The sequence below is a fragment of the Candidatus Paceibacterota bacterium genome (assembly GCA_035452965.1).
Lineage (GTDB): Bacteria > Verrucomicrobiota > Verrucomicrobiia > Limisphaerales > UBA8199 > UBA8199.
On sequence record DAOTCE010000001.1, the window covers coordinates 156652 to 181704 of the forward strand.

Genomic DNA, 25053 nt, shown 5'->3' on the forward strand with positions numbered 1-25053 from the left:
CATGGCCGAATCCCAGGACATCACATTCAAAGACACCGCGGCCCGGCACACGGAGGCCGCGGGCGAATTCGAGGGCGAAAGAATGGTCCTGAACGTGGGCCCCTCCCATCCGGCCACGCATGGCGTGCTGCGGCTGGTGATCGAACTGGATGGCGAGACAATCACCAAAGTCCGGCCCGAAATCGGCTACCTGCACCGCGGTGATGAGAAGATCGCCGAGAATTTCACCTATACCCAGTTCATCCCTTACACCGACCGTCTGGATTATCTCGCCCCGCTGGCCAACAACGTCGCCTACGCGCTGGCGGTCGAGAAACTGCTCGGCATTGACCGGCAATTGCCGCCGCGCTGCCAGTTCATCCGTGTCATCTGCTGCGAGCTGGCGCGCATCTCCTCGCACCTGCTGGGCATTGGCTGCTACGCCATGGACGTCGGGGCGATGACCGTGTTCCTGCACACCTTCACCGAACGCGAGAAGGTTCACAACCTGTGCGAAACGCTGACCGGCGCGCGGTTCACCACCGCCTACACGCGGATCGGCGGGCTCTCGCGCGACATGCCGCCCGGTTGGGCCGAGCAGTGCCGGAAATTCCTCCACGAAGTGGTCGTCAACTTTGACGAGACCGAGACCTTTCTTACCCGGAACCGCATCTTTGTGGACCGCACGCAAGGGGTGGGCGTCATCCCCCGGGACGTTGCGATTGACTACGGGCTGACTGGCCCGAACCTGCGGGGCAGCGGCGTCGAGCACGACCTGCGCAAGGCGCACCCGTACCTGGCGTACGACCAACTGGACTTTGAGGTGCCCGTGGGCTCGAAGGGGGATTGCTACGACCGCTACCTGGTGCGCATGGAAGAAATGCGCCAGAGCGTGCGCATCGTCCACCAGTGCCTCGACAAAATGCCCGGCGGCCCGGTCAACGTGCCGGATGGCAAGATCGCGCTGCCGCCCAAAGACCGCGTGCTGACGCGCATGGAAGAGCTGATCCACCACTTCATCAACGTGACCCAGGGCGTTAACGCGCCGCCCGGCGAGATCTACTTCGGGCACGAGAACCCGAAGGGTGAACTGGGCTTCTACATCAACAGCAAAGGCGGCGGAACGCCGCACCGCCTGAAGATCCGCTCCCCGTCGTTCGTGAACCTGAGCATCCTTTCCTGGCTCTTGCCGGGCCACCTGCTCAGCGACGTCGTGGCGGTGCTCGGCTCGTTTGATTTTGTGATGGGAGAGTGCGACCGATGAGCGAGACCCCGCCCCTGGAGCCGATCCCGAACCCGCTGCTGGACCAGCCGGGCTTCGTGGTGCCGCCCGTCCTCGAAGCCGAGATTGACGAGCTGATCAAGCACTATCGGCAGAAGCGGAGCGCGTCGCTGATGCTGCTTCATGCTATCCAGGAGCACTTCGGCCACATCTCCCGGCAGGCGGTGGAGTGGGTCGCCGCCAAGCTGGAGCTCCAGCCCATCAACGTCTATGAGCTGGTGACCTTCTACCCAATGTTCCACCAGGCCCCGGTCGGGAAATATCACTTCAAAATCTGCCGCACGCTCAGTTGCGCCCTGGGCGGATCCCACAAGCTGCACGAGCACTTCTGCACGAAGCTCGGCCTGGACCCGCATAAGCATGGGCCGCAGACGACCAGGGATGGGAAGTTCACGGTGGAATTCGTCGAATGCCTCGCCGGCTGCGGCACCGCGCCGGTGATGATGTGCAACAACGCATTCCACGAAGGTGTGACCGAGAAGAAAGCGGACGACATTCTGGGGGAATGCAAATGAACGCCTGCAATGCCGCGCTGATGGGTTGGCTGCCCGACATGGATTTGAACCATGACAAACAGATCCAGAGTCTGCTGTGCTACCGTTACACCATCGGGCAAGCCGGAGCGGGGACAAACTTAGAGGTTTCCGCGAAAGAGTCAAGCCGCTGATATGCCGCAGGAGTACCGCCAAATTCTGAAGCACATTGACCAGCCGGGCTACACGCCCGACGTGGAGTGCTACTTGCGCCATGGCGGCTACGAGGCCCTGCGCAAGGCCCTGGCGCTCCGGCCCGGGGTACTCCCCAACGGCCAGATTCTCAGCGGCCCCGAGCAACTGCGCCAGGAAGTCATGGTCTCCGGCCTGCGGGGCCGCGGCGGCGCCGGCTTCTCCTGCGGGCTGAAATGGTCCTTTGTGGACCGCAAGAGCGGCAAGCCGATCTACCTCATCTGCAACGCGGATGAGTCCGAGCCAGGCACGTTCAAGGACAAGCAGATCATCTACAAAGACCCGCACCAGATGCTGGAGGGCATCATCATCGCCAGTTACGCGAACGATGTGCACCTCGCCTACATCTACATTCGCGGCGAGTTCGCCGAGGGCGCGCAAATCCTCAATCGCGCGCTGAAGGAAGCGCGGGCGAAGAACTTCCTTGGCAAGAACATCCTCGGCTCGGGCTATGACCTCGAGGTCTATGTTCACCGCGGCGCCGGCGCTTACATTTGCGGCGAGGAAACCGGCCTTATCGAATCCCTGGAAGGCAAGCGCGCGTATCCGCGCATCAAGCCGCCCTATTTCCCCGCCGTGCTCGGGCTCTATATGTGCCCCACGATCGTCAATAACGTCGAGACGCTTTGCGCGGTCAAGCACATCGCCGCGATGGGCGGCGCTGAATACGCCAGGCTCGGCACGCCCAACAACACCGGCACGCGGATCGTGAGCATCAGCGGCCAGGTCCGGCGGCCCGGCTATTACGAAGTCGAGGTCGGGAAAGTGACGCTCGGCGAACTGATCAATGATCCCGCCTTCGGCGGCGGCCTGCGCGACGGAAGGACGCTCAAGGCGGTGATCCCCGGTGGTTCCTCGGCCAAGGTCCTGAAGGCCGGCGAGAAGTTCAAACTCCGGCGCAGAGGTCTCGATGGCAGGGAAAGCGAACAGGAGGTCGAGATGCTCGATTTGCCCTACGACTTCGACTCGCTTATTGCCGCCGGCACCATGTCTGGCTCAGGGGCGATCATCGTGCTGGACGATTCGGCTGACATCGTCGAGGCGCTGGCCAACATCGCCGAGTTCTACGCCCACGAAAGCTGTGGCCAATGCACGCCCTGCCGCGAAGGTTCGCTCTGGATGGCCAAAGTCCTCCACCGGCTCACGCGCGGTGAAGGCCGCCAGGGCGATGCCGATTGCCTGGCCCGCATCGCCGACAATATCCCTGGCGGGCGCACGATATGCGCCTTCGGCGAAGCCTGCGCCTGGCCCGTGCAGAGCTTCGTTGCCAAGTTCAAAGATGAGTTCGTTGCCCGCGGCGCCGGAGATGAGGAACGCCGCGCCAGGAAGAAGAACGAAGCAACTTTGTCGCCCGAGTCGCCTCATAACTCGACAGCGGCCGTGCCGGCCCAGGTTGGCTGACCAGCAATGTCCACGCCCTCCACAAACCAAATTCAGCCTCCGCCTGCGGATACAATCAAGGTGCGCGTCAACGGCCAGGAAGTGGAGGTGCCGCGGACGATGCCCGATCCGGTCACCGGCAAGCCGGCGCCGGCGACAATGATCCAGGCCTGCTTCGCGGCCGGCACCATGGTGCCGCACTATTGCTACCACCCCAAGCTTCCCGTTGCGGGCAATTGCCGCATGTGCCTCGTCGAGTTCGGCACTCCCGCGCTCGGCCCGGACCGCAAGCCGATCATCAACCCTGACGGGACGCCCAGGATTGCCAAAGCGCCGCGCCCCGCGATCGCCTGCGCCACGCCGGTATCCGCGGGCATGGAAATTTACACGGACACGCCGGCGGTGAAGCAAATGCGCGAGGGAGTGCTGGAGTTCCTGCTCATCAACCACCCGCTCGATTGCCCGATCTGCGATCAGGCCGGCGAATGCAAGCTGCAGGAATACTCCGTGGACTATGGCCGGTCAGAGAGCCGCTTCGTCGAAGCCAAGGTGCACAAGCCCAAGCGCGTGGACCTCGGTCCGCGCATCGTGCTGGACGACGAACGCTGCATTCTCTGCACGCGCTGCATCCGGTTCACCCGGGACATCGTGGGCGACGATGCGCTCGGCATCGTCAACCGCGGCAGTTACAACACGCTCACCGCGTATCCGGGCAGGGTGTTCGACAACAACTACACCCTGAACACCGTGGACCTCTGTCCGGTGGGCGCGCTCACGTCGAAGGATTTCCGGTTCCAAATGCGCGTCTGGTTCCTCAAGGAGACCAAGAGCCTCTGCACCAGTTGCGCCACCGGCTGCAACATCATCATCGGATCGCGCGAAGATAAGATTTGCCGCTACGAGCCGCGTGAAAATGACGCCGTGAATGCCAGCTGGATGTGCGATCACGGCCGGCTGAACTACAAGTGGATCGGGCGGGAAGACCGCCTGGCGGAAATCCGCCAGCCGAAGCCCGAAAGCCAAAGTGAAGCGGCAAGCTGGGCCTCAGCAATGAAGGATGTGGCCGACAAGCTGAAGCAGGCGGCGCCGGGCTCGGTCGCGGTCATCGCCTCGGCCCGGCAGACCAATGAGGAGCTCTACCTGCTGGCGAAGCTGGCGAAGAAGCTAGGCGCCCTGACGGATTCAGTGCCCCGCATGGGAGAGGGCGACCGGCTGCTGTTGAATGCAGACCGAAACCCGAACAGCACTGGCGCGCGGCTCACCGGCATCGCCGCCGAGCCCATGGGCTCGAACCTGCCTGACATCGCCGAAGGCATTCGTGGCGGACGCATCAGGACTCTGTTGGTTGTAGGCGAAGACGTGACTCGGCATGGGCTGGGCGCGGACGTGCTGGAAAAGCTGGAGACGCTCATCGTCAGTGACATTCTCCCGAACGCGACAACCCAGCTGGCGCACTACCTCTTGCCGGGATGCTCCCATGCGGAGAAACGCGGCACTTTCACGACCGCCAAAGGCAGGGTGCAGAAGTTCATGAAGGCCATTGAACCCCCGGGGGACGCCCGTCCCGAGTGGGAGTTCCTGCGCGACCTGGTGGCCAGTGTCACTGGCCAGGACCGGCCGGTGAGCATCGAAGCTCTGTTCAACCAAATGGCCGCCGAGGTCCCCGCGTTCCGCGGCCTCACCTGGGCGGCGTTGGGCGATCTGGGCGTCACCATCAGAATTTAGGCGATGATTCAGGCAATCCTAAACTGGTTTGGGAGCGAGACAGGACAATTCGTGCTGTTCAGCGCACTGAAGATCCTGGGCGTCTTCTCGGTGCTGATGTTCATCGTCGCCTACGCCGTCTGGGTGGAACGCAGAACCGCGGCGTTTATCCAGGACCGCTACGGCCCCAATCGCGTCGGGCCGTTCGGCCTGCTGCAGCCCGCAGCCGATGCCATCAAGGCGTTTCTGAAAGAAGACTTCACGCCGGCTCACGTGCGCAAGGTGTATTACTGGCTGGCCCCGGCGATTGTGATGATTCCAAGCCTGCTCACGGTGGCCATCATCCCCTTTGGCTCGCTGTTGGGTGGCCAAAAGATGGTGATCGCGGACCTGAACGTGGGTGTCCTTTACACCTTTGGTATCGTCTCGCTGGGCGTGTACGGCATCGTGCTCGCCGGCTATGCGGCCAGATCGAAGTATCCGTTCATCGGCGGCATCCGCTCCAGCGCGCAGATGATCTCTTACGAGATCGCCATGGGCATGTCGGTCATCCCATTGCTCCTGATCGCCTGCGGGCTGGACGTCCAGCAGTTGAGCGCCGGGTGGCAGGCGCTCCTGGAAGGAACCAGCAGCCTGAACCTCAACCGCCTTGTCTCCTGGCAGGCCGGTCACGGCTGGCTCGTCCTTTATGCCCCGCTTTCATTCGTCATCTTCCTCGCCGCCATGTTCGCCGAGACCAATCGCATGCCGTTCGACCTGCCCGAAGCCGAACAGGAGCTGGCCGGGGGGTACAATGTCGAATACAGTTCGATGAAGTTTGCGCTCTTCTTCATGGGGGAATACGCCAACATGGCCGCGGGCGCCGCGCTGATGGTGACGCTGTTCCTGGGCGGCTGGACGCTGCCGCTGCCGGGCCTGGACCAGCCGGCGGCGACGGTTTGGATCGGGCTGCTGCAGATTGGCGTGTTCCTGGCCAAGACGGTGTGTGTTATTTTCATGGTTATTTGGGTGCGCTGGATGTGGCCGCGCTTCCGTTACGACCAGCTCATGGATCTGGGCTGGAAGAGGTTTATTCCGCTGGCGCTGGCCAATATCATGGTCACGGCCGCGGTGCTTTGGGTGGGGGCCAGATGATCATCCAGCGCAGAAAACTGAATCTCTGGGAACGGCTTTACCTGCCGGCGGTGATTGGCGGGTTCAAGGTCAGCCTGCGCCACTTCTTCAAGAAGAAGGTCACCATGCAGTACCCCGAGGAGCGGTGGGTCGTGCCCGAAGGCTATCGGGGCGCGCCCTACCTCGTGCGCGACCAGGATGGGCGCACGAAGTGCGTCTCCTGCCAGTTGTGCGAGTTTGTCTGCCCGCCCAAAGCCATCCGCATCACGCCGCCTGGGCCGGCGGGCGCCCCGGAAGCCGGCAATGTCGAGAAGGCGCCGAAGGAATTCGAGATCAACATGCTCCGTTGCATCTTCTGCGGCTATTGCCAGGAGGTCTGCCCCGAGGAAGCCATTTTCCTGATGGAGGATTACTCCCTCACCGGCACCAACCGCGCCGAGATGATCTATAACAAAGAGAAATTGCTCGCCCTGGGGGGCGTTCATCAGGACAAGATAGGAAAGTGGAAGAAGAAAGCTCAGGAAGCTCGCGCGCAGGGGGTGGAGCCGTGACGGGTTGCACCATAGCAGGCGCCGGCCTCAGTCGGCGCATTCTTCCCACACCACAGATGGGGCCGGCTGCCGTCGGCGGCTCCATCCTGTTGGCGAATCGAGCATCCTCAGTCAACCGGAGGCCTTGGTAGTGCAGGACGCCCTTTTCTACATCTTTGCGTTCCTGACGTTGGTGTTTGGCTTTCTCGTCGTCGCCAACCCGTTCAGCCGCAACCCGGTCACCGGCGCGATGTTCCTGGTGCTGACCATTGTTTCGCTGGCCGGCCTGTTCGTCCTGCTGCACGCCTTCTTCCTGGCGGCTGTGCAGGTGCTGGTCTATGCGGGCGCGGTGATGGTCCTGTTCCTGTTTGTCATCATGGTGCTGGATCTGAAGGCGGAGGAGCGGCGGAAGTTGAAAACGCTGGGAGTAGCGGGGGGGCTGGTTTCAGCCGGGGCAATCCTCGCTATTTTCCTAAGCAGCCTGCTGCATCTGAGCTCATCCCTCGGTGCCAGTGAATCGCCCGGGATCGAGGGCGGTACCGTGCGGCTCGGCAAATCCCTGTTTACGGACTACCTGCTGCCGTTCGAGATCGTGTCGTTGATCCTGCTCGTCGCGATGGTTGGTGTGGTGTTGCTCAGCAAGAAGGACCTGAAATGACCATCGGCCTGGAACATTATCTGGTCGTCAGCGTGCTGCTCTTCTGCCTGGGGCTGCTGGGGGTGATTGTGCGGCGCAACCTGCTGGTCATCTACATGTCGCTCGAGTTGATGCTCAACGCGGCCAACCTGGCGCTGGTGGCCTTCTCGCGCTTCACCAATAATCTCGATGGCCAGGTCTTCGTGTTCTTTGTGATTACCGTCGCCGCCGCAGAAGTGTCAGTGGGCCTGGCGCTGATCGTGGCGCTTTACCGCAAGCGCCAATCAGCCCACGTTGAGGATTTGACCACCCTGCGACTTTAGCTGATGCGCCCGGACCTGATACCCTGGATCATCCTGTTTCTCCCGCTGCTGGCGGCGGCGGTCATTACGCTGTTCACGCAGCACGACCGCAAGCTCAGCGCGGGGCTTTCCACCGGGGCGGTGGTGGCCGGGTTCCTCCTAAGCATCCTCTTCGTTGGGCTGACCGGTTGGGAATCCAGGCCTGATTCCTCCGTCACCTGGTTGACGATTGGCGGCCTGCACGTGGATTTCGGACTACGTTTCGACCCGCTGAGCCTGCTGATGCTCCTCGTCGTCACGGGCGTCGCCAGCGCCATTCACATTTACTCCTGGGGCTACATGAGCGAAGACCGCGGCTTCCCGCGCTACTTCGCCTGCCTGAGCTTCTTCACTTTCTCGATGCTTGGCATCGTGCTCGCCAACAACTTCCTGGAGCTTTTCATCTTCTGGGAGCTGGTGGGCGTGTCCAGCTATCTGCTCATCGGCTTCTGGTTCGAACGGCCTGCGGCGGCGGATGCCGGCAAGAAGGCATTCGTCACCACGCGCCTTGGGGACTTCGGCTTCCTCCTCGGAATCATGATGGTCTGGACGACCTTTAGCTCCCTTAGGTTCGCCGACATCGAGAATGCCCCGGCCTCCAACCCGCAAGCTCTGGGCGCGCTGGCGACTGCCGCGGGCTTGCTGATCTTCTGCGGCGCGATGGGCAAGAGCGCCCAGTTCCCGCTGCACGTCTGGCTGCCCGACGCCATGGAAGGCCCCACGCCTGTCAGCGCCCTCATTCATGCCGCGACAATGGTGGCCGCGGGCGTCTACATGCTTTGCCGGGTGTTCTTCATCTTCACGCCCGACGCGCTGACCATGATCGCGTGGATCGGCGCCTTTACTGCGCTGCTGTCAGCGGTCATCGCCGTTCAGCAGAACGACATCAAGCGCATCCTGGCGTACTCGACACTCTCTCAGCTGGGCTACATGGTCATGGCGGTCGGCCTCCTTGCGCCCGCGCCGGCCATGTTCCACCTGACCACGCACGCGTTTTTCAAGGCGCTGCTCTTCCTGGGAGCGGGCTCGGTCATCATCGCGCTCCATCACGAGCAGGACATCTGGAACATGGGCGGGCTGCGGGCGAAGATGCCCGTCACATTCTGGACTTTCATGACGGGCACACTGGCGCTCGCGGGCTTGCCTCCGTTCAGCGGATTCTACAGCAAGGACAGCATCCTCGCGCACGCTGCCCAACACAGCCCCGTGCTGTTCGCCTTGGGCGCCGTGGTGGCAGCACTTACGACCTTCTACATGTTCCGGCTGGTGTTCGTTGCTTTCCTCGGCGCGCCGAAGTCCGAGGCCGCCGGGCGCGCGCACGAGTCGCCGCCGGTTATGGCGTGGCCGTTGCGGATTCTGGCCGTGTTCAGCGTGATTGGCGGGCTGATCGGCGTCGAGCAGCTCTACGGGAGACAATTCCCGGGGGAACACGTCGAGCCGAGCGTTTCTTTTGCCGGGAAATTGTTTGCGCCTTTCATCCACGCTCCCCTCGCCGCCGGTTCGGGCTTGCTCGCGGTGCTGGTCGGGTTCGCCGCCGCCTACGCGCTTTATGCGAAAGCGGCCAAGGACCCGTTGCCGGAGATGCTGGGCGCGCTGGCGCGGGCCATGCGCAACCGCTTTTACCTCGACGAGCTTTACCAAGCCACGGTCATTCGCTTGCATGACTGCATGGCTGCGATCGCCGACTGGTTCGATCGATGGATTATCGCGGGTGTGGGCGTGCGCGGGACGCACGGCACCACCGAACTGGCCGGGCGGGCGTTACGGTTGCTCCAGACCGGCAACCTGCAGACCTACACCTTTCTGTTCGCGCTGGGCGTGGCGTTGATCCTGTACCTGGTTCTCTTCTAAGCATGTCGCCGCTCACCTACATCCTCGGCTGGCCGCTCTGCGCAGCAATTATCCTGCTGCTGCTGCCGCGCACCTTCCGGCCGGTGCTGCGCGGCGTCGCCATCCTCGCCACGTTTATTTCGGCGCTGCTGGCGCTGAAGATGTTCCTGCAGTTCGACGCCGGCCTCCCCGGGTACCAGTTCGAGCAGCAGGTCTCCTGGGTGCAAAGTCTCGGCATCAGCTACCACGTCGGCGTGGACGGCATCAACGTTGGCCTGGTCCTGATGGGCGCCATCGTCGCGTTCGCGGCGGCCTGCGTCTCCTGGGAGATCAAAGAGCGGGAGAAGGAATTCTATATCCTGCTGCTGGTGATGGCCGGCGGCATCCTCGGCGCCTTTGCGTCGCTTGACCTGTTCTTCTTCTACTTCTTCCACGAGCTGGCCCTGGTGCCGACCTTCATCATGATTGGCGTGTGGGGCCGCGGCGAGCAGAAGAACTACGCCACGTTCCAGATCACCCTCTACCTCAGCATCGGCGCGCTCATCGCGCTGGTGGGGCTGATCGCGCTTTACGCGCAGTCCGGCGCCGGCACGTTCGACATTCCAAAGCTGGCCGAGCATCTCAAGAAACAGCCCCTGTCCCCGGGCGCGCAGAACTTCATCTTCCCCTTGCTGCTCTTTGGCTTCGGGATCCTGGTGTCGCTCTGGCCGTTCCACACGTGGGCTCCGCTCGGCTATGGCTCGGCGCCCGCCGCCACCGCCATGCTCCATGCCGGCGTGCTCAAGAAGTTCGGCCTCTACGGTTTGATCCGCATCGCGCTGCCCTTGCTCCCGGACGCCGCGCAAAGTTGGATGCACCTCCTCGCCTGGCTCTGCCTGGGCAACCTTTTGTACTGCGGCTGGGTCGCCATGCGCCAGAAGGACTTCAACTGGCTTGTCGGCTATTCCAGCGTCGCGCACATGGGCTTTGTGTTCCTCGGCATTGCGACCTTGAACCTCATCGGGGTGACCGGCGCGGTGCTGGTGATGATTGCGCACGGCTTCCTCGCGGCGCTGACGTTCGGCCTGGGCGGCTACATCTATCAGCAGACCGGCACCCTGGAAATGGAGCGGCTCGGCGGGCTGCTCCGCCGGCTGCCGTTCATTGGCGCGGTGCTAACGATGGCGGCGATTGCCGGCTGCGGCCTGCCCGGCTTTGCCAACTTCGCGGGCGAGATCACCGTCTTCTTCGGCGCCTGGCAGAGCTTCCGGCTGGTGACGATCCTGGCGTGCTGGGGCGCGCTGATCATCGGCGCGGTTTACATGCTGCGGGTGATCCGCGCGATGTTGCATGGGCCACTGCCGGAACAATGGGCCAATGTGGCGGATGCTCCACACCTCTGGCGCAAAGCCCCGTTCATTCTTCTACTTGCCGGCCTGCTCGTCTTCGGCTGCTTCCCGCGACTGCTCACCGACAAGATCGAGCCCAGTGTCGGCGAGAAAGTCATCGCCGCATTTGCCCCGAAGACACCTGCCAAACCCATTTTGGCCACCCGTTCGCCAACGAAACAGGTTGTGCCAGTCCAAGACCGTACCGCGGCGGCGGGAGACCTCCATACCGGCGAGATGAATAGGCCAAGTCTCCCAACCAGCCCGTGTTGGGACATCCCCGGGGAAGCGCGTTTTCTGAATAACCCTGACGACCGGATGCCTGCATTTCCACCCGGATGAATCTCTTCTTGCTCAATCACGAACTGCTGGTGCTGGCCCTCGGTCTTGGGCTGCTCCTCGTGGATTTGTGGCTGCCCACGCCTGCCAAGCGCAAGCTCGGCTACGCCGCCGCGCTGGGTGTGGGGTTGATTCTGCTCTACAGCCTTTGCTGTGTCCGGCTCGTGCCCGGTCAAACGGTGCATTACGCCTTTGGCCAGATGTACGCGCTCGACCACCTGGCACTGTTCTTCAAACGCTTCTTTCTGCTGGCCGCCCTCATCGTCCTGCTCATCTCGGTCGAATTTGCTGACCGCATCGCCGCCGGCATCGCCGAGTTCTACGCGCTGACTCTGTTTGCCCTTTCGGGCATGCTGTTCGCCGCCTCCGTGAACGATTTCGCCCTGCTGTTCGTTTCGCTCGAACTGATCACCGTTACCTTCTACGTGCTCACCAGTTTCCAGCGCGCCCGGGTGGCCTCCCTGGAGGCGGGCGTGAAGTATCTGATCATCGGCGCGTTGTCCACCGGCTTCACCGTTTTCGGCATTGCGCTGGTCTATGGCCTGTCCCAAACGCTGAACTTCGGCGGGCTGGCGGGGGTGGCCGCGCACTTGTGCGGCAACAAGATCTTCCTCTTCGGCCTCGTGCTGATCCTGGTCGGCCTGGGTTTCAAGATCGCCGCGTTTCCCTTCCAGATTTGGGCGCCGGATGTCTATCAAGGCGCGCCCACGCCGGTGACGGCGTTCCTCGCCGTGGGATCGAAAGCCGCCGGCTTCGCCCTGCTGCTGCGGGTGCTCTTCATCGCCGTGCCGGACATCACGGCGCAGTGGTCCAACCTCCTGATTATCCTTTCCGGCGTCTCCATTCTCTATGGCAACCTCTGCGCCATTCCGCAGCGCAACCTCAAGCGGTTGCTCGGCTATTCGAGCATCGCGCACGCCGGCTACATGCTCCTGGGCGTCGCCGCCCTCAGCGCGGCCGGCCGGTCCGCCGTCCTCTATTACCTCAGCGGTTACCTCTTCACCGTGCTGGCCGCCTTCACCGTGCTTTGTCTGGCGCTGCGACAAGTGGAAGGCGAGGACATTGGCGCCCTGGCCGGCCTGCACCGGCGTTCGCCCCTGCTGGCGGTGACAATGACGCTGGCCATGGCCTCGCTCGCCGGCATCCCGCCGCTGGCCGGCTTCTTCGGGAAGTTCCTGCTGCTCAAGGCTGTGCTCGAACAGGCCCCCGCGAATGCCGGATATTATTGCCTGACCTTCACCGCCCTGGCCGGCGTGGTGATATCCATCTACTACTACTTCGGCGTCGTGCGGGCCATATACTGGTTCCAGGACACACCCGATCTTTCCCCCATCTCGATCTCCCGGCCCATCCGTGTTGCCATTTACGCCTGCATCGCCGGCATGTTCTACCTCGGTATATTCCCCGGCGCGATTGTGAATCTGGCGGCCGAGGCGGTCAGGGTGTTGCGGTAAGCCCGGCAGCGCGAAATGCGGCAGAATGAACTCGTCTGAGCGTTTGATTCAGGCGAAAGTAAGCGGGACTGTATGAGCATGAAACCGAGCCCGGCCACACCGCCGAACACCACGCGCCAGCTCGCCGCATTCTGTGCGGTGCTGGCCTCCGCCTTCATCGGGTTTAGCGCCGAACCGCCTTCCCAGGAGCAGATCCTGCAAAAGGCTGCGCCGATCCCGGGGCATCCGCGGCTGTTTTGGACCGCCCGGGACGAGGCGGGCGTGCGCGAGAAGATCAAGTCCGACCGGCAGATGAAGGCGGTTTGGGAAGCGGTGCGCCTCACGGCGGATGAGATGCTGACGGAACCCGCGGTAACTTACCGGAAGGATGGACGGCGGCTGCTGGGGCGGTCGCGTGAGGCGCTGGGGCGCATGATGCATCTTGCTTTCGCCTTCCGCGTGACGGGCGACCAGCGCTACGCGGAGCGCGCGATGGCGGAAATGAAGGCCATGGCCGCCATGCCGAACTGGAACCCATCCCATTTCCTTGACACGGCGGAAATGACGATGGCCATCGCGGTGGGTTACGACTGGCTATACGAGCAACTGTCGCCCGAGTTGCGCCAGGCGAGCCGCGAGGCCATTGAAACAAAGGGATTGGGCCAATATCTGAAGCCGGGGGCGAGGCTCGGCTGGGAGCATGGGCGGAATAACTGGAACCAGGTTTGCCATGCCGGGATGGTCGCGGGCGCGCTGGCGCTGCTCGAAGCCAACCCGGACCGGGCGGCGGAGGTGGTGCGGCGCGCGCTCGTTGGCCTGCCCTACGCCATGAAAGTCTATAATCCGGACGGGACTTACCCGGAAGGTCCCAGTTATTGGAACTACGGCACGAGCTTCAACGTGATGCTGATCACGATGCTCGAATCGGTGTTCGGCACCGATTTCGACCTTAGCCGCAGCCCGGGTTTCCTGAAGTCGGGCGAGTTCATGCTGAACATCATTGGCCCAACGCGCCGGACGTTCAGCTTCAGCGACTGCGGCACGGGCACGGGTTTTTCTCCGGCTATGACATGGTTTGCGGCGCGCACGGATCGGCCGGACCTGCTGTGGTTTGAAACGGAGATGCTCGAGCGGGAACTGGCTGCGATTCGGAAAAGCAAGGGCCGGCAGCAAGGGGGCCGGTTTCTTCCGCTGGTCTTGGTGTGGGCCAAGGCGGGGCTCAAGCCCGAGCCGCCGGCTGCTCTGAATTGGCTGGGACAGGGCCAGAACCCGCTGGGTGTCTTCCGCAGCTCCTGGACCGATACCAACGCGGTGTTCCTCGCGATTAAGGCCGGCACGCCTTCGGCCAGCCACGGGCACATGGATATTGGCTCGTTTATCCTGGATGCGGACGGCGCGCGATGGTCCCTCGACCTCGGCGCGCAGGACTATAACGCGCTGGAACAAAGGGGCGTCAACTTGTGGGACTTCCGACAGGGATCGGAACGCTGGAGCATCTTCCGCTACCATAACCGCGCGCACAGCACGTTGCTGGTAGATGAGGCGGAGCAGGTTGTGACCAGCCAGGCGCCCATATCCGAATTCTCCGCCGACCCGAAGAACGCCTACGCGGTGGTGGATATGAGCGCGACCTATGCCGGCCAGTTGGCCGGCGCCAAACGCCGCTTCGCGCTGCAACCGGACCGCCGGGTAGTGATCGAGGATCAACTCACCGGCGGGGCCAAGCCTGCCAAGGTGCGTTGGGGAATGGTAACGCCCGCCCGCCTGAAGGCCGACGGCCCCAACCGGGCCTGGCTGGAGCAAGACGGCAAACGCCTGCGGTTGGAAGTTCTGTCCCCCGCCGAGGTGGAGATTGAATCCTGGCCGGCCGATCCGCCGCCGCGAGACTACGATAAGCGCAACCCGGGCGTCAGCATCGTTGGCTTCACTGTGCCGATCGAGGCGGGAGAGAAGCTGGGGCTCAAGGTGTTGCTCCAGCCGGGGGCGAGTGCAGGAAAGCAGGATTAACAAGGTGCGGGGCAGGCCAGGACGCCTGCCCTGCTTGGTCCAGCGCCCCGCCAGGCAAAGCGGCACAGTAGTCCCTCTGCCTGGTCGGGCGCTTTCGCCGAAAGCGCCACCGTTTGGCCGCCTCGGCGGGGCAGTCCCACCCAAGACTGAGGCTTTGCAGGCACAGGCGGATGATATTTGACAGGCTGGCATTGGGGCCTACCTTTCCATGACTCAAATTGGTATCGCGTAGGTCAGGAACGAGAATAGCAGCAACAGGAAGGACATATTATGGCGAAAGCAGACGAAGCAAAGTCGGTTCAGGAGTTCTTTTACAGCGCTCCTGAGGCGAATAGTGTTCAGCTGGTAGGGGACTTCACGCATTGGCAACGCCAGCCCATCAATTTGGCCAAAGGGCCCGGTGGGGTCTGGAAGACGTCTGTGAATCTGGCCCCCGGCACCTACCACTACCGGTTCCTCGTGGACGGGCAATGGCGCGATGATCCACAATGCACGCTCAGAATTCCTAACATCTTCGGAACAAACAACATGGTGCGCGAGGTGGGCGGCGGAGCGGAGGTTGAGGCTCAGGCGCAATCTGCGGCAAGGAAACCCGGCCGGCGCAGGGCCAGCAAGAACGGTTAGGCGATTGGGCGGTCTCGCGAAGTGTCAATCAGCCTTCGTCAGGTCGTTCCCGCATTTGCACGTGCCCGGTGCTGACCGATACCCAGCGGCACGCCCGTTGCGTTATTGCTTGCGACCGCGCGCCGTTTCAGTTGTGTGACAGATCCTCGGGCGCTTGGGCTAGAATCCGGAATAGTCCGCCCTTCCGCCGCAGGATGACCTGCCAGAGCTGTTCGGGCGCGGTGTCGAATACCAGTTCGAGGGAGGCTGGATGCTTCAGCCAGGCTTTGCGTTTCATCTCGTCCTCGAGCTGGCCCGGACTCCAGCCGGCGTAGCCGGCGAAGAGCTTGAGCTTGCGCGTCGGCGAAAACGACTCGCTCATTTCCAACAGGTCATCCACTGAATGGCCCAGGCTGAGGTTGGGCATCACGTTGGCGTCCGCCATGAAGGTGTCCGAGAGCAGGAAACTGAGCGCCGACGGCTGGACCGGCCCGCCCACGTAGAGCGGGAAGCTCTTGAGCGTGTCCGGCAGGTCGGCGACGATCATCTCGCCGACGTTGCTGCCGGAGGCGCGGTTGAGCACCAGGCCGAAGGCCCCCTCCGCGTCGTGCTGACAAATCAACACCACCGTGCGCTGGAAGAACGACCCGAGCAACTGGCCGCTGTCCAGGAGCAACTGACCTTTCAAGTATTTCTGCTTCTCTGCCATACTGCTGAGACCGTCTTACACTTGCCTCACCGCCAATCTGGATTAAACTTTCCGCATGTCAAAACTTTGTCTGCTCCTGCTGCTCGCCGGCGCGCTGCTCGTGGCGGCTGGGTGCCAGAACCACTCCGGCAGCCGGGATTACATCCCCGGCAAAGGCTGGGTGCCCAACGATTGAGCGCGGCAGGCGCGGCTGGGGTATCCCGACAGCCGCCGCGTTTTGCGGGGTGCGCAGCCCTGCGATGCCACGGAGGGGCCGACGAACCGCCGGCCCGGAAGTCCGCAAGGGAGGGGGTATGGCGCCGGGTTACGGTGGCCAGGGGATATCCTGCACCGCAAGCGTCAGATGCGGTTCTCTCACCCCATTAGCAGCTACTTGCCCACCGCAAACGCGTACAGGTTGCCGTCATAGCCCCCAAGGTAGAGACGGTCGCCGGCGATGAAGGGTGATGAGGCGATCGGCACACCCAGGGAGTAGCTCCCCAGCTTCGCGCCGTCCGCAAGCCTGAGGGCATGGACCGCGCCGTCGCTGGCGCCGACATAGACGGTGTCGCCCAGAATGGCTGGGGAACTGTTCACGTCGCTGCCGCCGCGCTGGTAGGGCTGCAATGACGAGAGGCTGGGGCCCGTTTGCGCGGCCCAGAGGAGCGAGCCATCCGTGGTCGCGAAGGCGCAGACACGGCCGTCGGCGGTGCCCATGACCAGCTTATCGCCCGCGAGTGCGGGCGCGGAGGCGGTATCGCCGACTTGTTCTTTGCCGGTCCAAAGGAGTTTGCCGCCGGCCAGGTCCAACGCGCAGAGGGCGTTATTCCTCGTCGTGTAGAGAGTATTGCCGACGGCCAGGCAGCCGTTGAACCGCCCGTCCAGTTTCCAGAGCATTTCGCCGGTCTTGGCGTCGAGGGCCCAGGCGCCGTTGCGAGTGGTGAGGAGCAGCTTGCGGCCGGCGATGGTCGGCACGGTGTAACTGCTGGGCCACCAGTCGCTCTGGCCGTGGCGCTTGTCCCAGATGCGGCGGCCGGTCTGCGTCTCGAAGGCGGCGATGTAGGAGTGCGCTCCGACATAAACCACTCCGTCATGGGCGGTGGTGGCGGCGACTTCCCAACGCTCGCGCTCGCGGTCCAGCTCGGCTTTCCACAACAGCTTGCCGGTGGCCTCGTCGAGGGCGTAGAGCCAGCCCGCCACGCTCGTCGCGAATATGCGCCCGTCGGCGGCGGCAATGTTGTTCTTCACGGCGCTGTCGGTGGCAAAGTGCCATAGGCGCTTGCCGCTGGCGGCGAAGGCCGACACGCCGCAGCGCTTGAGATCGCCCTGGTCATCAATGCCCACCGCCACGCAGTCGTTGCCCTTTCGCGGCGAGGAGATGCCGATAAAGCCGCCGGTGGAAGCGGCCCACTTCAACTGCAGCGGCGGCTTGGGTTCAGTGGCAGAGCCCGCCTGATCAGCAAGCTGGAAGCTGGCCTCCGCTTGCCACGTCTCGCCGTTAACGGCGCGGATGTCGGCTACCAGCGTTTGCTCTCCCCGGGCTCCGGCCGGCAGCTTCAAATCGCCCAGCCACGTCCACGGACTGGCGCGCTTGAGCGCCACGCGCCGGCCCGCCGCGCGGCACTCCACGGCGGCGACCTCGATGCGGCTGTCGTAGGCGTTGACCACCACGGGGAGCCGGTTCTTTTCCGTTACACAAGTTCCACTGGGTGACACCACCGCCGCATGATGTTTGAAACCGCCCAGGCGCAGTTCATTGTCCACCTTGCCGCCCTTGATCTCCAGGAGGCGGAAGCTGCGCGGATGCCGATCAATTCCGCCGAACCGCAGCGGCGGTGTGTTCAAGTCCAGCACGCCCAGGCCCTGCTCGACCCGGTTCCCGTGCCAATGCCCGCTAAGCACCGCCACGGCGCCAAGCTGCTTGAGGTATTCCACCTGCCGGCGCGTCGGCAGGTAATGCAGCGCGAACACCCGCGCCGCCCCCTTCGGCGCCGCGGCCAGGTCTTTCTCGATCCAGGCCTTTTGCTGCTCATCGAAGCTCATGCAGTTGAGCATGACGAAGTGGCCGTCCCCGACGTTGAATGAGTAATGGTCGGGCCCCAGGTACTGATGGTAATGGGCCATCGAACCGGGAGCCTTGACGTCGTGGTTGCCGGGCACGTTGAAGAGCGGAATCCGGAACCCGGCCATCGCGCGCACGTAGTTCTCGAACTCGGGCGTTTCCTTTCCATTGTTCACCAGGTCGCCCGTGGCGATCACAAACGCGGCCGCCGGCTGCAACGCGTTGATCTCCTCGATGTCCTCGCTGAACGTGCTGACGGTATCCTCCTTCTGTGTGATGTGGATATCCGTGATCTGCACAAACCGCACCCCGCTACGGCGCGACGCTTCCCAGTCCACCAGCCCGAAGTCCGCGGCTTTGCCCGCCGCCGCCGTGGCATAGAAGCTCCGGCTCGCCCGGTAGCCCCGAGGCAGCGTGACAAACACCAGCCGGCCGGGCTCTGTCTCCAGTTGGTAATCACCGCGCTTCGAAGTGAGCACCACCGCGTTGCCGTCGGAGACCGCGACCCGGCCCAGTCCAGGCTCCGTTGCCTGGGCCACGCCATCGCCGTTCCGGTCCGCGAACACCCGGCCCGATACTGACATACCCCACGCCGGGCTGGTTATGGCCGCAGTGAGCAGCGCGGATAGGCACCATTTCTTCATTGGCCCAATCATCAATGTCTTCGCGTTGGTGGAGGAGAGGTCGGGGAGATCTGCTCCCGGAGGGTGTGCAAAATCGGTCATTGTCCAGATCATTTCGCAGACGAGCGCAGGCTTGTCAACGAAAACGAGGTCACGCCGGCTTTCGGCCTTCAGAAATGCCTGCGCTGCCACCTTCGCCCGGTGGCAGCGCTGGGTTGTGCCGGTCGGGGCATTTGTGCTGGCGAGGCCGGTGCCAGTGCGGCGGGCCACGGCGGCCTCGGGAGTTCAATCGGCCGGGTTGGTCGAGGTTTGCAAATATGGTTGGGCTATTCCCCCCGAGAGGCGTTAGACTATCGCCATGGTGAAGAAGTTGTTCCTGCTGGATGGCATGGCGCTGGCGTATCGAGCGCACTTCGCGTTCATCCACCGCCCCATCCTCACCTCCAAAGGCGTCAACACCTCCGCCCTCTACGGCTTTACCCAAACGCTGCTGGACATCCTCCAGAACCAGCAGCCGACGCATTTGGGGGTTGCCTTCGACACCGCCGCGCCGACGCAGCGGCATGCGGAGTTCGCCGATTACAAGGCCAACCGGGAGGAGATGCCGGAGGAACTCAGCGCGGCGCTGCCCCATGTCCGGCGGATGGTGGAGGCGCTGAACGTCCCCGTGCTGATCTGCGACGGCTACGAAGCCGACGACATTATCGGCACGCTGGTCCGCCGCGCCGGGCAGGAAGGCTTTCAATCTTACATGGTTACATCCGACAAGGACTTCGGACAACTCGTCACCGCCGGCACCTTCATCTTCAAACCCTCGCGGAGCGGTGAGGGGGCGGAAGTGCTGGGCCCCCCGGAGATTCAGGCCCGCTGGGGTGTGCAATGCCCCGAGCAGCTTGTGGATGTGCTCGCGTTAATGGGCGACGCGTCGGACAATATCCCGGGAGTGCCGGGCATCGGCGAGAAGACGGCCATGAAGCTCATCGGGCAGTATGGCACGCTGGATAACCTGCTGTCGCATGCGGGCGAATTGACCGGGCGGCTCAAGCAAACCCTGGAGACGAACCGTGAGCAGGCGCTGCTCTCCAAACGCCTGGCCACGATCATCTGCGACGCTCCCTGTGGAGTCGAGTTGGACGCGCTGAAAGTGCAGCCTCCAAACGAAGAGAAACTGAAGAGCCTGCTGGTCGAGTTCGAATTCAACTCCATCGGGCGCCGTTTATTCGGCGAGGACTTCAAAGCCGGGCGCGGAGGGGGATTGCCGAAGGAAGAAGGCACAACGCAGAAGCCATCGGCGGCTGCGGCGGGTGGGACGATGGGCGAGCAGTTGGTGCTCGTGTCGGAGACTGAAGGTGTGGCGGAGGAACCGATAGCGGAACCGGCTGCGACCTCGGCGAACCTCAAGACCATCGCCGAGGTGCCGCACGAATATCATCTGGCGGCCACGCCCGCCGACCGCGCCAGGCTGATTAAGACCTTGCAGAAGCTCGACTCGTTCTGCTTCGACACCGAGACCACCAGCCTCGACCCCAAGGCCGCGCGCCTGGTGGGCCTGGCGTTTTCGTTCAAGCCACACACGGGTTATTACGTCCCTGTGCCGCAGGACGCAGCCGGGGCCCGGCGTCTGCTGGAGGAGTTCCGCCCGGTGCTGGAATCAGATGCGATCGAGAAAGCAGGGCACAACCTCAAGTTCGATATTAGCGTCCTGCGGTGGCAGGGCGTCTCGGTGGGCGGCAAGCTCTTCGACACGATGATCGCGCACAGCCTCATCGAGCCGGAAATGCGCCACGGCATGGATTACCTGTCCGAGGTCTATCTCGCCTACACGCCCATCCCGATCACCAAACTGATCGGCGATCCGAAGGCCGGCCAGGTTAACATGGCCGATGTGCCGGCGGCCAAAGCCGCCGAATACTCCGCCGAGGATGCCGACGTGACCTGGCAGCTCCGCGCGGTGCTCGAACCGCTTCTGAAGCAGAAGGGGCAGGAACGGGTCTTTTACGAGGTCGAATCCCCCCTCATCCCGGTGTTGGTGGACATGGAATTCGAGGGCATTAAGGTGGACGCCGCCGCGCTGGCCGAGTTCGCCGCACAGCTCTCCAAAGAGATGGATGAGGCGGAGAAGACCATTTACCGCCTTGCCGGGACCACGTTCAACCTCAATTCACCCCGCCAATTGGGCCAGGTCCTCTTCGACTTGCTCAAGCTCGGCAACGCCCCGAAAAAGACCAGGACCGGCCAATACGCCACCGACGAGCAAACGCTGACCGCGCTGGCCGCCGACCATGAAATCGTCCAGCGCCTGCTCGAATACCGCGCGGCCTCGAAACTCAAATCCACCTACGCCGACGCCTTGCCCGAGGCGATCTGGCCCAGGACCGGCCGCGTCCACACCACCTACAACCAGGTGATGACCTCCACCGGGCGGCTCAACTCCCAGAACCCGAACCTGCAGAACATCCCCATCCGCACCGAGCGAGGGCAGGAAATCCGCAAGGCCTTCGTGCCCCGTGGTCCCAGGTATCGGCTGTTGTCGGCGGACTATTCGCAGATCGAACTGCGCATCCTCGCCGCCCTCAGCCATGAGGCGGCCATGCTGGAAGCGTTCGAGGCCGGCGCGGACATCCACGCGGCGACCGCGGCAAGGGTGTTTGGCGTGCCTTCCGACGCGGTGGAGCCCGAGATGCGCCGCAAGGCCAAGATGGTCAACTTCGGCATCGCCTACGGCATGTCCGCCTTCGGTTTGTCACAGCGCCTCGGCATCCCGCGGGCTGAAGCGGGCGAGATCATAGATCAGTATTTCAGGCAATTCCCCGGCATCCGCCGCTACATGGACGAGACCATCGAGTTTGCACGAAAGAAGGGCTACGTGGAGACGGTCACCGGCCGCCGCCGTTACTTGCGCGACATCCGCTCCGCCAACAACACTATTCGTGGCGCCGCCGAGCGCAACGCCATCAACGCCCCCATCCAGGGCACCGCCGCGGATATGATCAAGCTGGCCATGATCAACCTCCACCGCGAGCTGGCCCGCCGGAACCTCAAGACCCGGATGCTCCTCCAGGTCCACGACGAACTCGTCTTCGACCTCTACCTGCCGGAAGAGCAGGAAGTCCTGCCGCTGGTCGAGGAGAAGATGAAGACGGCCATCCAGTTGGACGTGCCAATGGCGGTGGAGATGGGGACGGGCGGGAATTGGCTGGAAGCGCATTGAAACCTCCCTGGGCGTGGGAGGCGAGGATGGGCGCGGGTGCTTAGCGGAATGGGGCTTTAGTGCGGGAATCCGCAAATCCGCGAATGTATTGCCTATTCGCAGTGCATTCCAACTCTCTGTCCGACGGAATAGCCACCTGCCGTGACCCCCGATGTTCCGGTGTCTATTTGGAGGGGCCCCGGTGTGGTTCCCATGGGGGTCGGGCCCCATGGGAACCACACCGGGGCCCCTCCATCCAGGCCAAGGAGTCACTCCGGGACCGCTGGCTGCAGGGGCTTGGTGGGGCGGGCCGGCCCGGAAACCAACCGTATCGTGCCAGGGACACACATATAAGCCCTGGAATGGCAATGGGTTCCGACGGGCGTGGATTCAGCCCCGGCGGGCCAGTAACCGGTGTGGAAATACGTGAGCCCGTTTAGGCGCCCGGATCGGGCGAGCGGGGGCTAGATGTAAAGCGCGGCCTGAAGTTCACGGACCATTACCCCAACGAACGGGTAACGGCGTTCGGGGAGGTATTCCAGGCAGCGGAGGATAACCTTTTCCAGGCTGGCGGGGATGTCGGCATTGTATTGGCGGGGCGCCACCAGGGCGGTGCGGTCGAGTTGCCGGCTCAGAATCTCGCCCGGGGTGTCGCCCGGAAACGGCTTCTGGTGAGTGAGCAGCTCGTAGGCGGCGACGCCGTAGGAAAAGATGTCCACGCGGTGGGTGATCGGCTTGCCTTGCAGTTGCTCTGGCGCCATGTAGGCGGGCGTGCCCGGGTTCCTCTTCGACGCCTTCTTCGGCTTCTCCGGAACCGGCTGGGCGAGGTCAAAGTCCACGAGTCGAACGCTGGCGTTGCGGGAGACAAGGACGTTCTCGGGCTTGAAATCCAGGTGCATGAAGCCGTTGTCATGCATGTGTTCGAGACCCTCCGCCATGTCTATAAGGATCTGGGCGACGTTCTCGAGCAGGACGGAGTCCTGGCGGGCGTGGAGCTCCTTGAGGTTGGAGGCCTCGACGTAGTCCATCAGCAGGTAAGGCTGCCCCTTGATGGAGCCGTGCTCGACGTAGCCGACAATGTGGTCGTGATCGCCGATCTTGGAGAGGATGTCGGCCCCGCGCAGGAAACGCCGCCGGGCCAGGAGGTTGAAGCGCAGCCGCTCGTGCATGCGGCGCAGCGCGTAGGGCTTCTGCCGTTCATCCGTCGCGAGCCAGATGTCGGCCATGCCGCCACTGTTGATGAGCTCCTGCAAATAGAACCGGCCAAACGGCCCCGCCGAAGGCTTCTCGTCAGCACCCGACCTGTTCGCTTTGCCAAACACCGATTCTGTTTATCATAGCCGCGGGCTCTTGGCCACTCCGAAAGCGCGCTTGGCAAGGGCAGCCGCCTGTGTTAGAGGATGCCGCGATGCGGACGCTGGGAGCGTTGGCGGATTCAATCAAGGGCTGGCTGGATGCCGGGTTGGCATTGCTCTACCCGGAGGTCTGCCAGCTTTGCGAGCAGGCGCGGGCGACGCCGGCGGAGAGCTTTGTGTGCAGCGGCTGCCGCGCCAGGGTGCGGTTCATCCAGCCGCCGTTGTGCGAGCGGTGCGGGCGACCGTTTGAGGGGGACATCACCACCCAATTCGAGTGCGCCAATTGCCAGGAGCTCGACTGGCATTTCAGTTGGGCTCGCTCCGCGGTGGCGGCGCGTGGAGTGGTGCTGGAGACGATGAAAGGCTACAAATACCGGGGAGCCCTGTGGTTCGAGCCGTTTCTGGCCGAGCTGCTGATTCGCGCGGCCGGGCCCGTGTTGGACGGGCAGAAGCCGGATATGATCGTGCCCGTGCCGCTGTATCCCGCCAAAGAGCGCGAACGCGAGTTCAACCAGGCTGAGCGCCTGGCCGACCGGCTGGGCGCGGCGACGCAGATCCCCGTGAGCAAACGGCTGCTGCGCCGCGTCCGCCCCACGCGCACCCAAACGCGGCTGAACCGCTCGGAGCGCCTGTCCAATGTCCGCAACGCCTTTGCCCTGCGCGAGGGACAGCAGTTGAATGGCGAGCGCATTGTCTTGCTGGATGACGTTTTCACTACGGGCGCGACGACCGGCGCCTGCGCCCGGGTGCTGGTGGAGGCTGGAGCGGGGGAAGTTTGCGTCTGGACAGTTGCCCGGGGAGTCTAGATATTATTCACCTGTAGCTTGGAATGAGATTTGTCGTGAATATAGAGGGTGCGAGGCGGGCGGGAGACGCTTCCCGCTCGGCTTCGGGCTCTAGACCTTTCTGCGCGTGACAACGACTTCCTTTACCAAGAGACCGCTGGGCCTGGAAACACCGGAGCCGGCGGTGACGCCGCCCCCGCCGACCGCCCCGGCGGCGTTCGTCAAGAAGCCCAAGCTGCCCAGCCGCAAGTCCCGGAAGAAAGACATTCCCGAGGGCCTGTGGACCAAGTGCCCGAAGTGCGCCACGATGGTCTTTGACAAGGAGCTGGATGAAAACCTGAAGGTGTGCGCGCAATGCCAGTATCACTTCCCCATCGGCGCCCGGGAACGGATCCATTCGCTGGTGGAGACCTGCACCTTCGAGGAGATGGACGCCGGGATGACCAGCGTGGACGTGCTCAAGTTCACCGGAGTGGCGTCCTACACCGCGAAGCTGGAAAGCTACCAGAAATCCACCGGCCTGAAGGACGCGGTGTTGACGGGCATCTGCAAGATCGGCGAGCAGCGGGCGGCGCTGGGCGTGATGGACTTCAGTTTCCTCGGCGGCTCCATGGGATCGGTGGTCGGCGAGAAACTGGCGCGGCTGATCGAGAAGGCTTCCGAGAAGACCTTGCCGCTCATCATTATTTCCACCAGTGGCGGGGCGCGCATGTACGAGGGCATGTTCAGCCTGATGCAAATGGCCAAGACCTGCGGCGCGCTGGCGTATCATGCCCAGGCCAGGCTGCCGTATATCAGCGTGCTCACGCATCCGACGACGGCTGGGGTGATGGCCAGCTTCGCCGGCGTGGGCGACCTGATCATCGCCGAACCGGGGGCCATGGTCGGATTCGCCGGCCCGCGTGTCATCAAAGACACTACCCAGGCGGAATTGCCGCCGGGTTTCCAGACCGCCGAGTTTTTGCTCGACCACGGTCTGATAGATGCCATTGTGCCGCGCAGGGAGATGAAGACGCGGCTAATCGAGTATCTCCGGTATCTGACCAACGGGCAGCGGTGAGGAGCCAAGTCCGAAATCCG

Annotated in this window: 19 protein-coding genes and 1 tRNA gene; 16 read left to right on the plus strand and 4 right to left on the minus strand. The window is 63.4% G+C overall.

All coding sequences use genetic code 11. From position 1 onward, the window contains the following. The first annotated feature begins 1 nt into the window (after position 1). Together nuoD and P5205_00615 are read left to right on the plus strand one after the other, a co-directional pair. A complete protein-coding gene (nuoD, locus tag P5205_00610; protein ID HSA08852.1) occupies positions 2-1243 on the plus strand; it encodes an NADH dehydrogenase (quinone) subunit D in 1242 nt (413 codons plus the stop codon). Further along, positions 1240-1776 carry an NAD(P)H-dependent oxidoreductase subunit E gene (locus P5205_00615; protein ID HSA08853.1) on the plus strand — a complete coding sequence of 179 codons (537 nt, stop codon included), beginning with the start codon at positions 1240-1242 and terminating at the stop codon, positions 1774-1776. Before nuoD ends, P5205_00615 begins: the two co-directional genes overlap by 4 nt. Before the next feature lie 26 nt (positions 1777-1802). Here P5205_00615 and P5205_00620 read toward each other — a convergent pair. Further along, positions 1803-1876: transfer RNA gene (locus P5205_00620), tRNA-Gln, on the minus strand. A 53-nt stretch (positions 1877-1929) separates the two neighbouring features. Between P5205_00620 and nuoF the strand changes: the two genes are divergently transcribed. The 11 genes from nuoF to P5205_00675 all read left to right on the plus strand — a co-directional run bounded on the left by nuoF (position 1930) and on the right by P5205_00675 (position 15291). Continuing rightward, complete coding sequence (gene nuoF / locus P5205_00625) at positions 1930-3387, plus strand: NADH-quinone oxidoreductase subunit NuoF (GenBank protein HSA08854.1); 1458 nt, start codon at positions 1930-1932, stop codon at positions 3385-3387. Between the two features lie 6 nt (positions 3388-3393). Then, complete coding sequence (locus P5205_00630) at positions 3394-5091, plus strand: molybdopterin-dependent oxidoreductase (protein ID HSA08855.1); 1698 nt, start codon at positions 3394-3396, stop codon at positions 5089-5091. 3 nt (positions 5092-5094) lie between these two features. Beyond that, positions 5095-6204, plus strand: coding sequence for an NADH-quinone oxidoreductase subunit H (locus P5205_00635; GenBank protein ID HSA08856.1), 1110 nt, complete (start codon positions 5095-5097; stop codon positions 6202-6204). Continuing rightward, positions 6201-6734 (plus strand): NADH-quinone oxidoreductase subunit I, encoded by a 534-nt coding sequence (locus tag P5205_00640; protein ID HSA08857.1) that lies wholly within the window; start codon positions 6201-6203, stop codon positions 6732-6734. Before P5205_00635 ends, P5205_00640 begins: the two co-directional genes overlap by 4 nt. 130 nt (positions 6735-6864) lie before the next feature. Then, the gene (locus P5205_00645) at positions 6865-7371 is read left to right on the plus strand and encodes an NADH-quinone oxidoreductase subunit J (GenBank protein ID HSA08858.1); all 507 of its coding nucleotides are present in this window, start codon (positions 6865-6867) and stop codon (positions 7369-7371) included. Continuing rightward, on the plus strand, positions 7368-7673 hold the full coding sequence (nuoK, locus tag P5205_00650; GenBank protein ID HSA08859.1) for an NADH-quinone oxidoreductase subunit NuoK: 306 nt from the start codon (positions 7368-7370) through the stop codon (positions 7671-7673). Before P5205_00645 ends, nuoK begins: the two co-directional genes overlap by 4 nt. A 3-nt stretch (positions 7674-7676) precedes the next feature. Beyond that, positions 7677-9542: an NADH-quinone oxidoreductase subunit L gene (gene nuoL, locus P5205_00655; protein HSA08860.1), complete on the plus strand. Its 1866-nt coding sequence runs from the start codon at positions 7677-7679 to the stop codon at positions 9540-9542. 2 nt (positions 9543-9544) lie between these two features. Further along, entirely contained in the window at positions 9545-11230 is a 1686-nt protein-coding gene (locus P5205_00660) for an NADH-quinone oxidoreductase subunit M (GenBank protein ID HSA08861.1), read from the plus strand. Continuing rightward, the gene (locus P5205_00665) at positions 11227-12681 is read left to right on the plus strand and encodes an NADH-quinone oxidoreductase subunit N (GenBank protein HSA08862.1); all 1455 of its coding nucleotides are present in this window, start codon (positions 11227-11229) and stop codon (positions 12679-12681) included. The genes P5205_00660 and P5205_00665 overlap by 4 nt, the downstream gene beginning before the upstream one ends. Positions 12682-12753: 72 nt before the next feature. Continuing rightward, positions 12754-14667, plus strand: coding sequence for a heparinase II/III family protein (locus tag P5205_00670; protein ID HSA08863.1), 1914 nt, complete (start codon positions 12754-12756; stop codon positions 14665-14667). Between the two features lie 270 nt (positions 14668-14937). Beyond that, entirely contained in the window at positions 14938-15291 is a 354-nt protein-coding gene (locus P5205_00675; GenBank protein HSA08864.1) for a glycogen-binding domain-containing protein, read from the plus strand. A 127-nt stretch (positions 15292-15418) separates the two neighbouring features. Here P5205_00675 and P5205_00680 read toward each other — a convergent pair whose 3' ends face one another. Both P5205_00680 and P5205_00685 read right to left on the minus strand, forming a co-directional pair. Further along, positions 15419-15979, minus strand: a complete 561-nt coding sequence (locus P5205_00680; protein HSA08865.1) for a YqgE/AlgH family protein — start codon at positions 15977-15979, stop codon at positions 15419-15421. A gap of 369 nt (positions 15980-16348) precedes the next feature. Next, positions 16349-18913 carry a PQQ-binding-like beta-propeller repeat protein gene (locus P5205_00685; protein HSA08866.1) on the minus strand — a complete coding sequence of 855 codons (2565 nt, stop codon included), beginning with the start codon at positions 18911-18913 and terminating at the stop codon, positions 16349-16351. An 88-nt stretch (positions 18914-19001) separates the two neighbouring features. Here P5205_00685 and polA point away from each other — a divergent pair, with 88 nt between their 5' ends. Beyond that, positions 19002-21854, plus strand: a complete 2853-nt coding sequence (polA, locus tag P5205_00690; GenBank protein HSA08867.1) for a DNA polymerase I — start codon at positions 19002-19004, stop codon at positions 21852-21854. 443 nt (positions 21855-22297) lie between these two features. On the opposite strand, the gene P5205_00695 is transcribed toward polA, so the two are convergent. Further along, positions 22298-23155 carry a serine/threonine-protein kinase gene (locus P5205_00695; protein HSA08868.1) on the minus strand — a complete coding sequence of 286 codons (858 nt, stop codon included), beginning with the start codon at positions 23153-23155 and terminating at the stop codon, positions 22298-22300. Between the two features lie 86 nt (positions 23156-23241). Here P5205_00695 and P5205_00700 point away from each other — a divergent pair, with 86 nt between their 5' ends. Together P5205_00700 and accD are read left to right on the plus strand one after the other, a co-directional pair. Further along, on the plus strand, positions 23242-23994 hold the full coding sequence (locus P5205_00700; protein ID HSA08869.1) for a ComF family protein: 753 nt from the start codon (positions 23242-23244) through the stop codon (positions 23992-23994). 106 nt (positions 23995-24100) lie between these two features. Beyond that, on the plus strand, positions 24101-25033 hold the full coding sequence (gene accD / locus P5205_00705) for an acetyl-CoA carboxylase, carboxyltransferase subunit beta (GenBank protein ID HSA08870.1): 933 nt from the start codon (positions 24101-24103) through the stop codon (positions 25031-25033). The last annotated feature ends 20 nt before the right edge of the window (positions 25034-25053 follow it).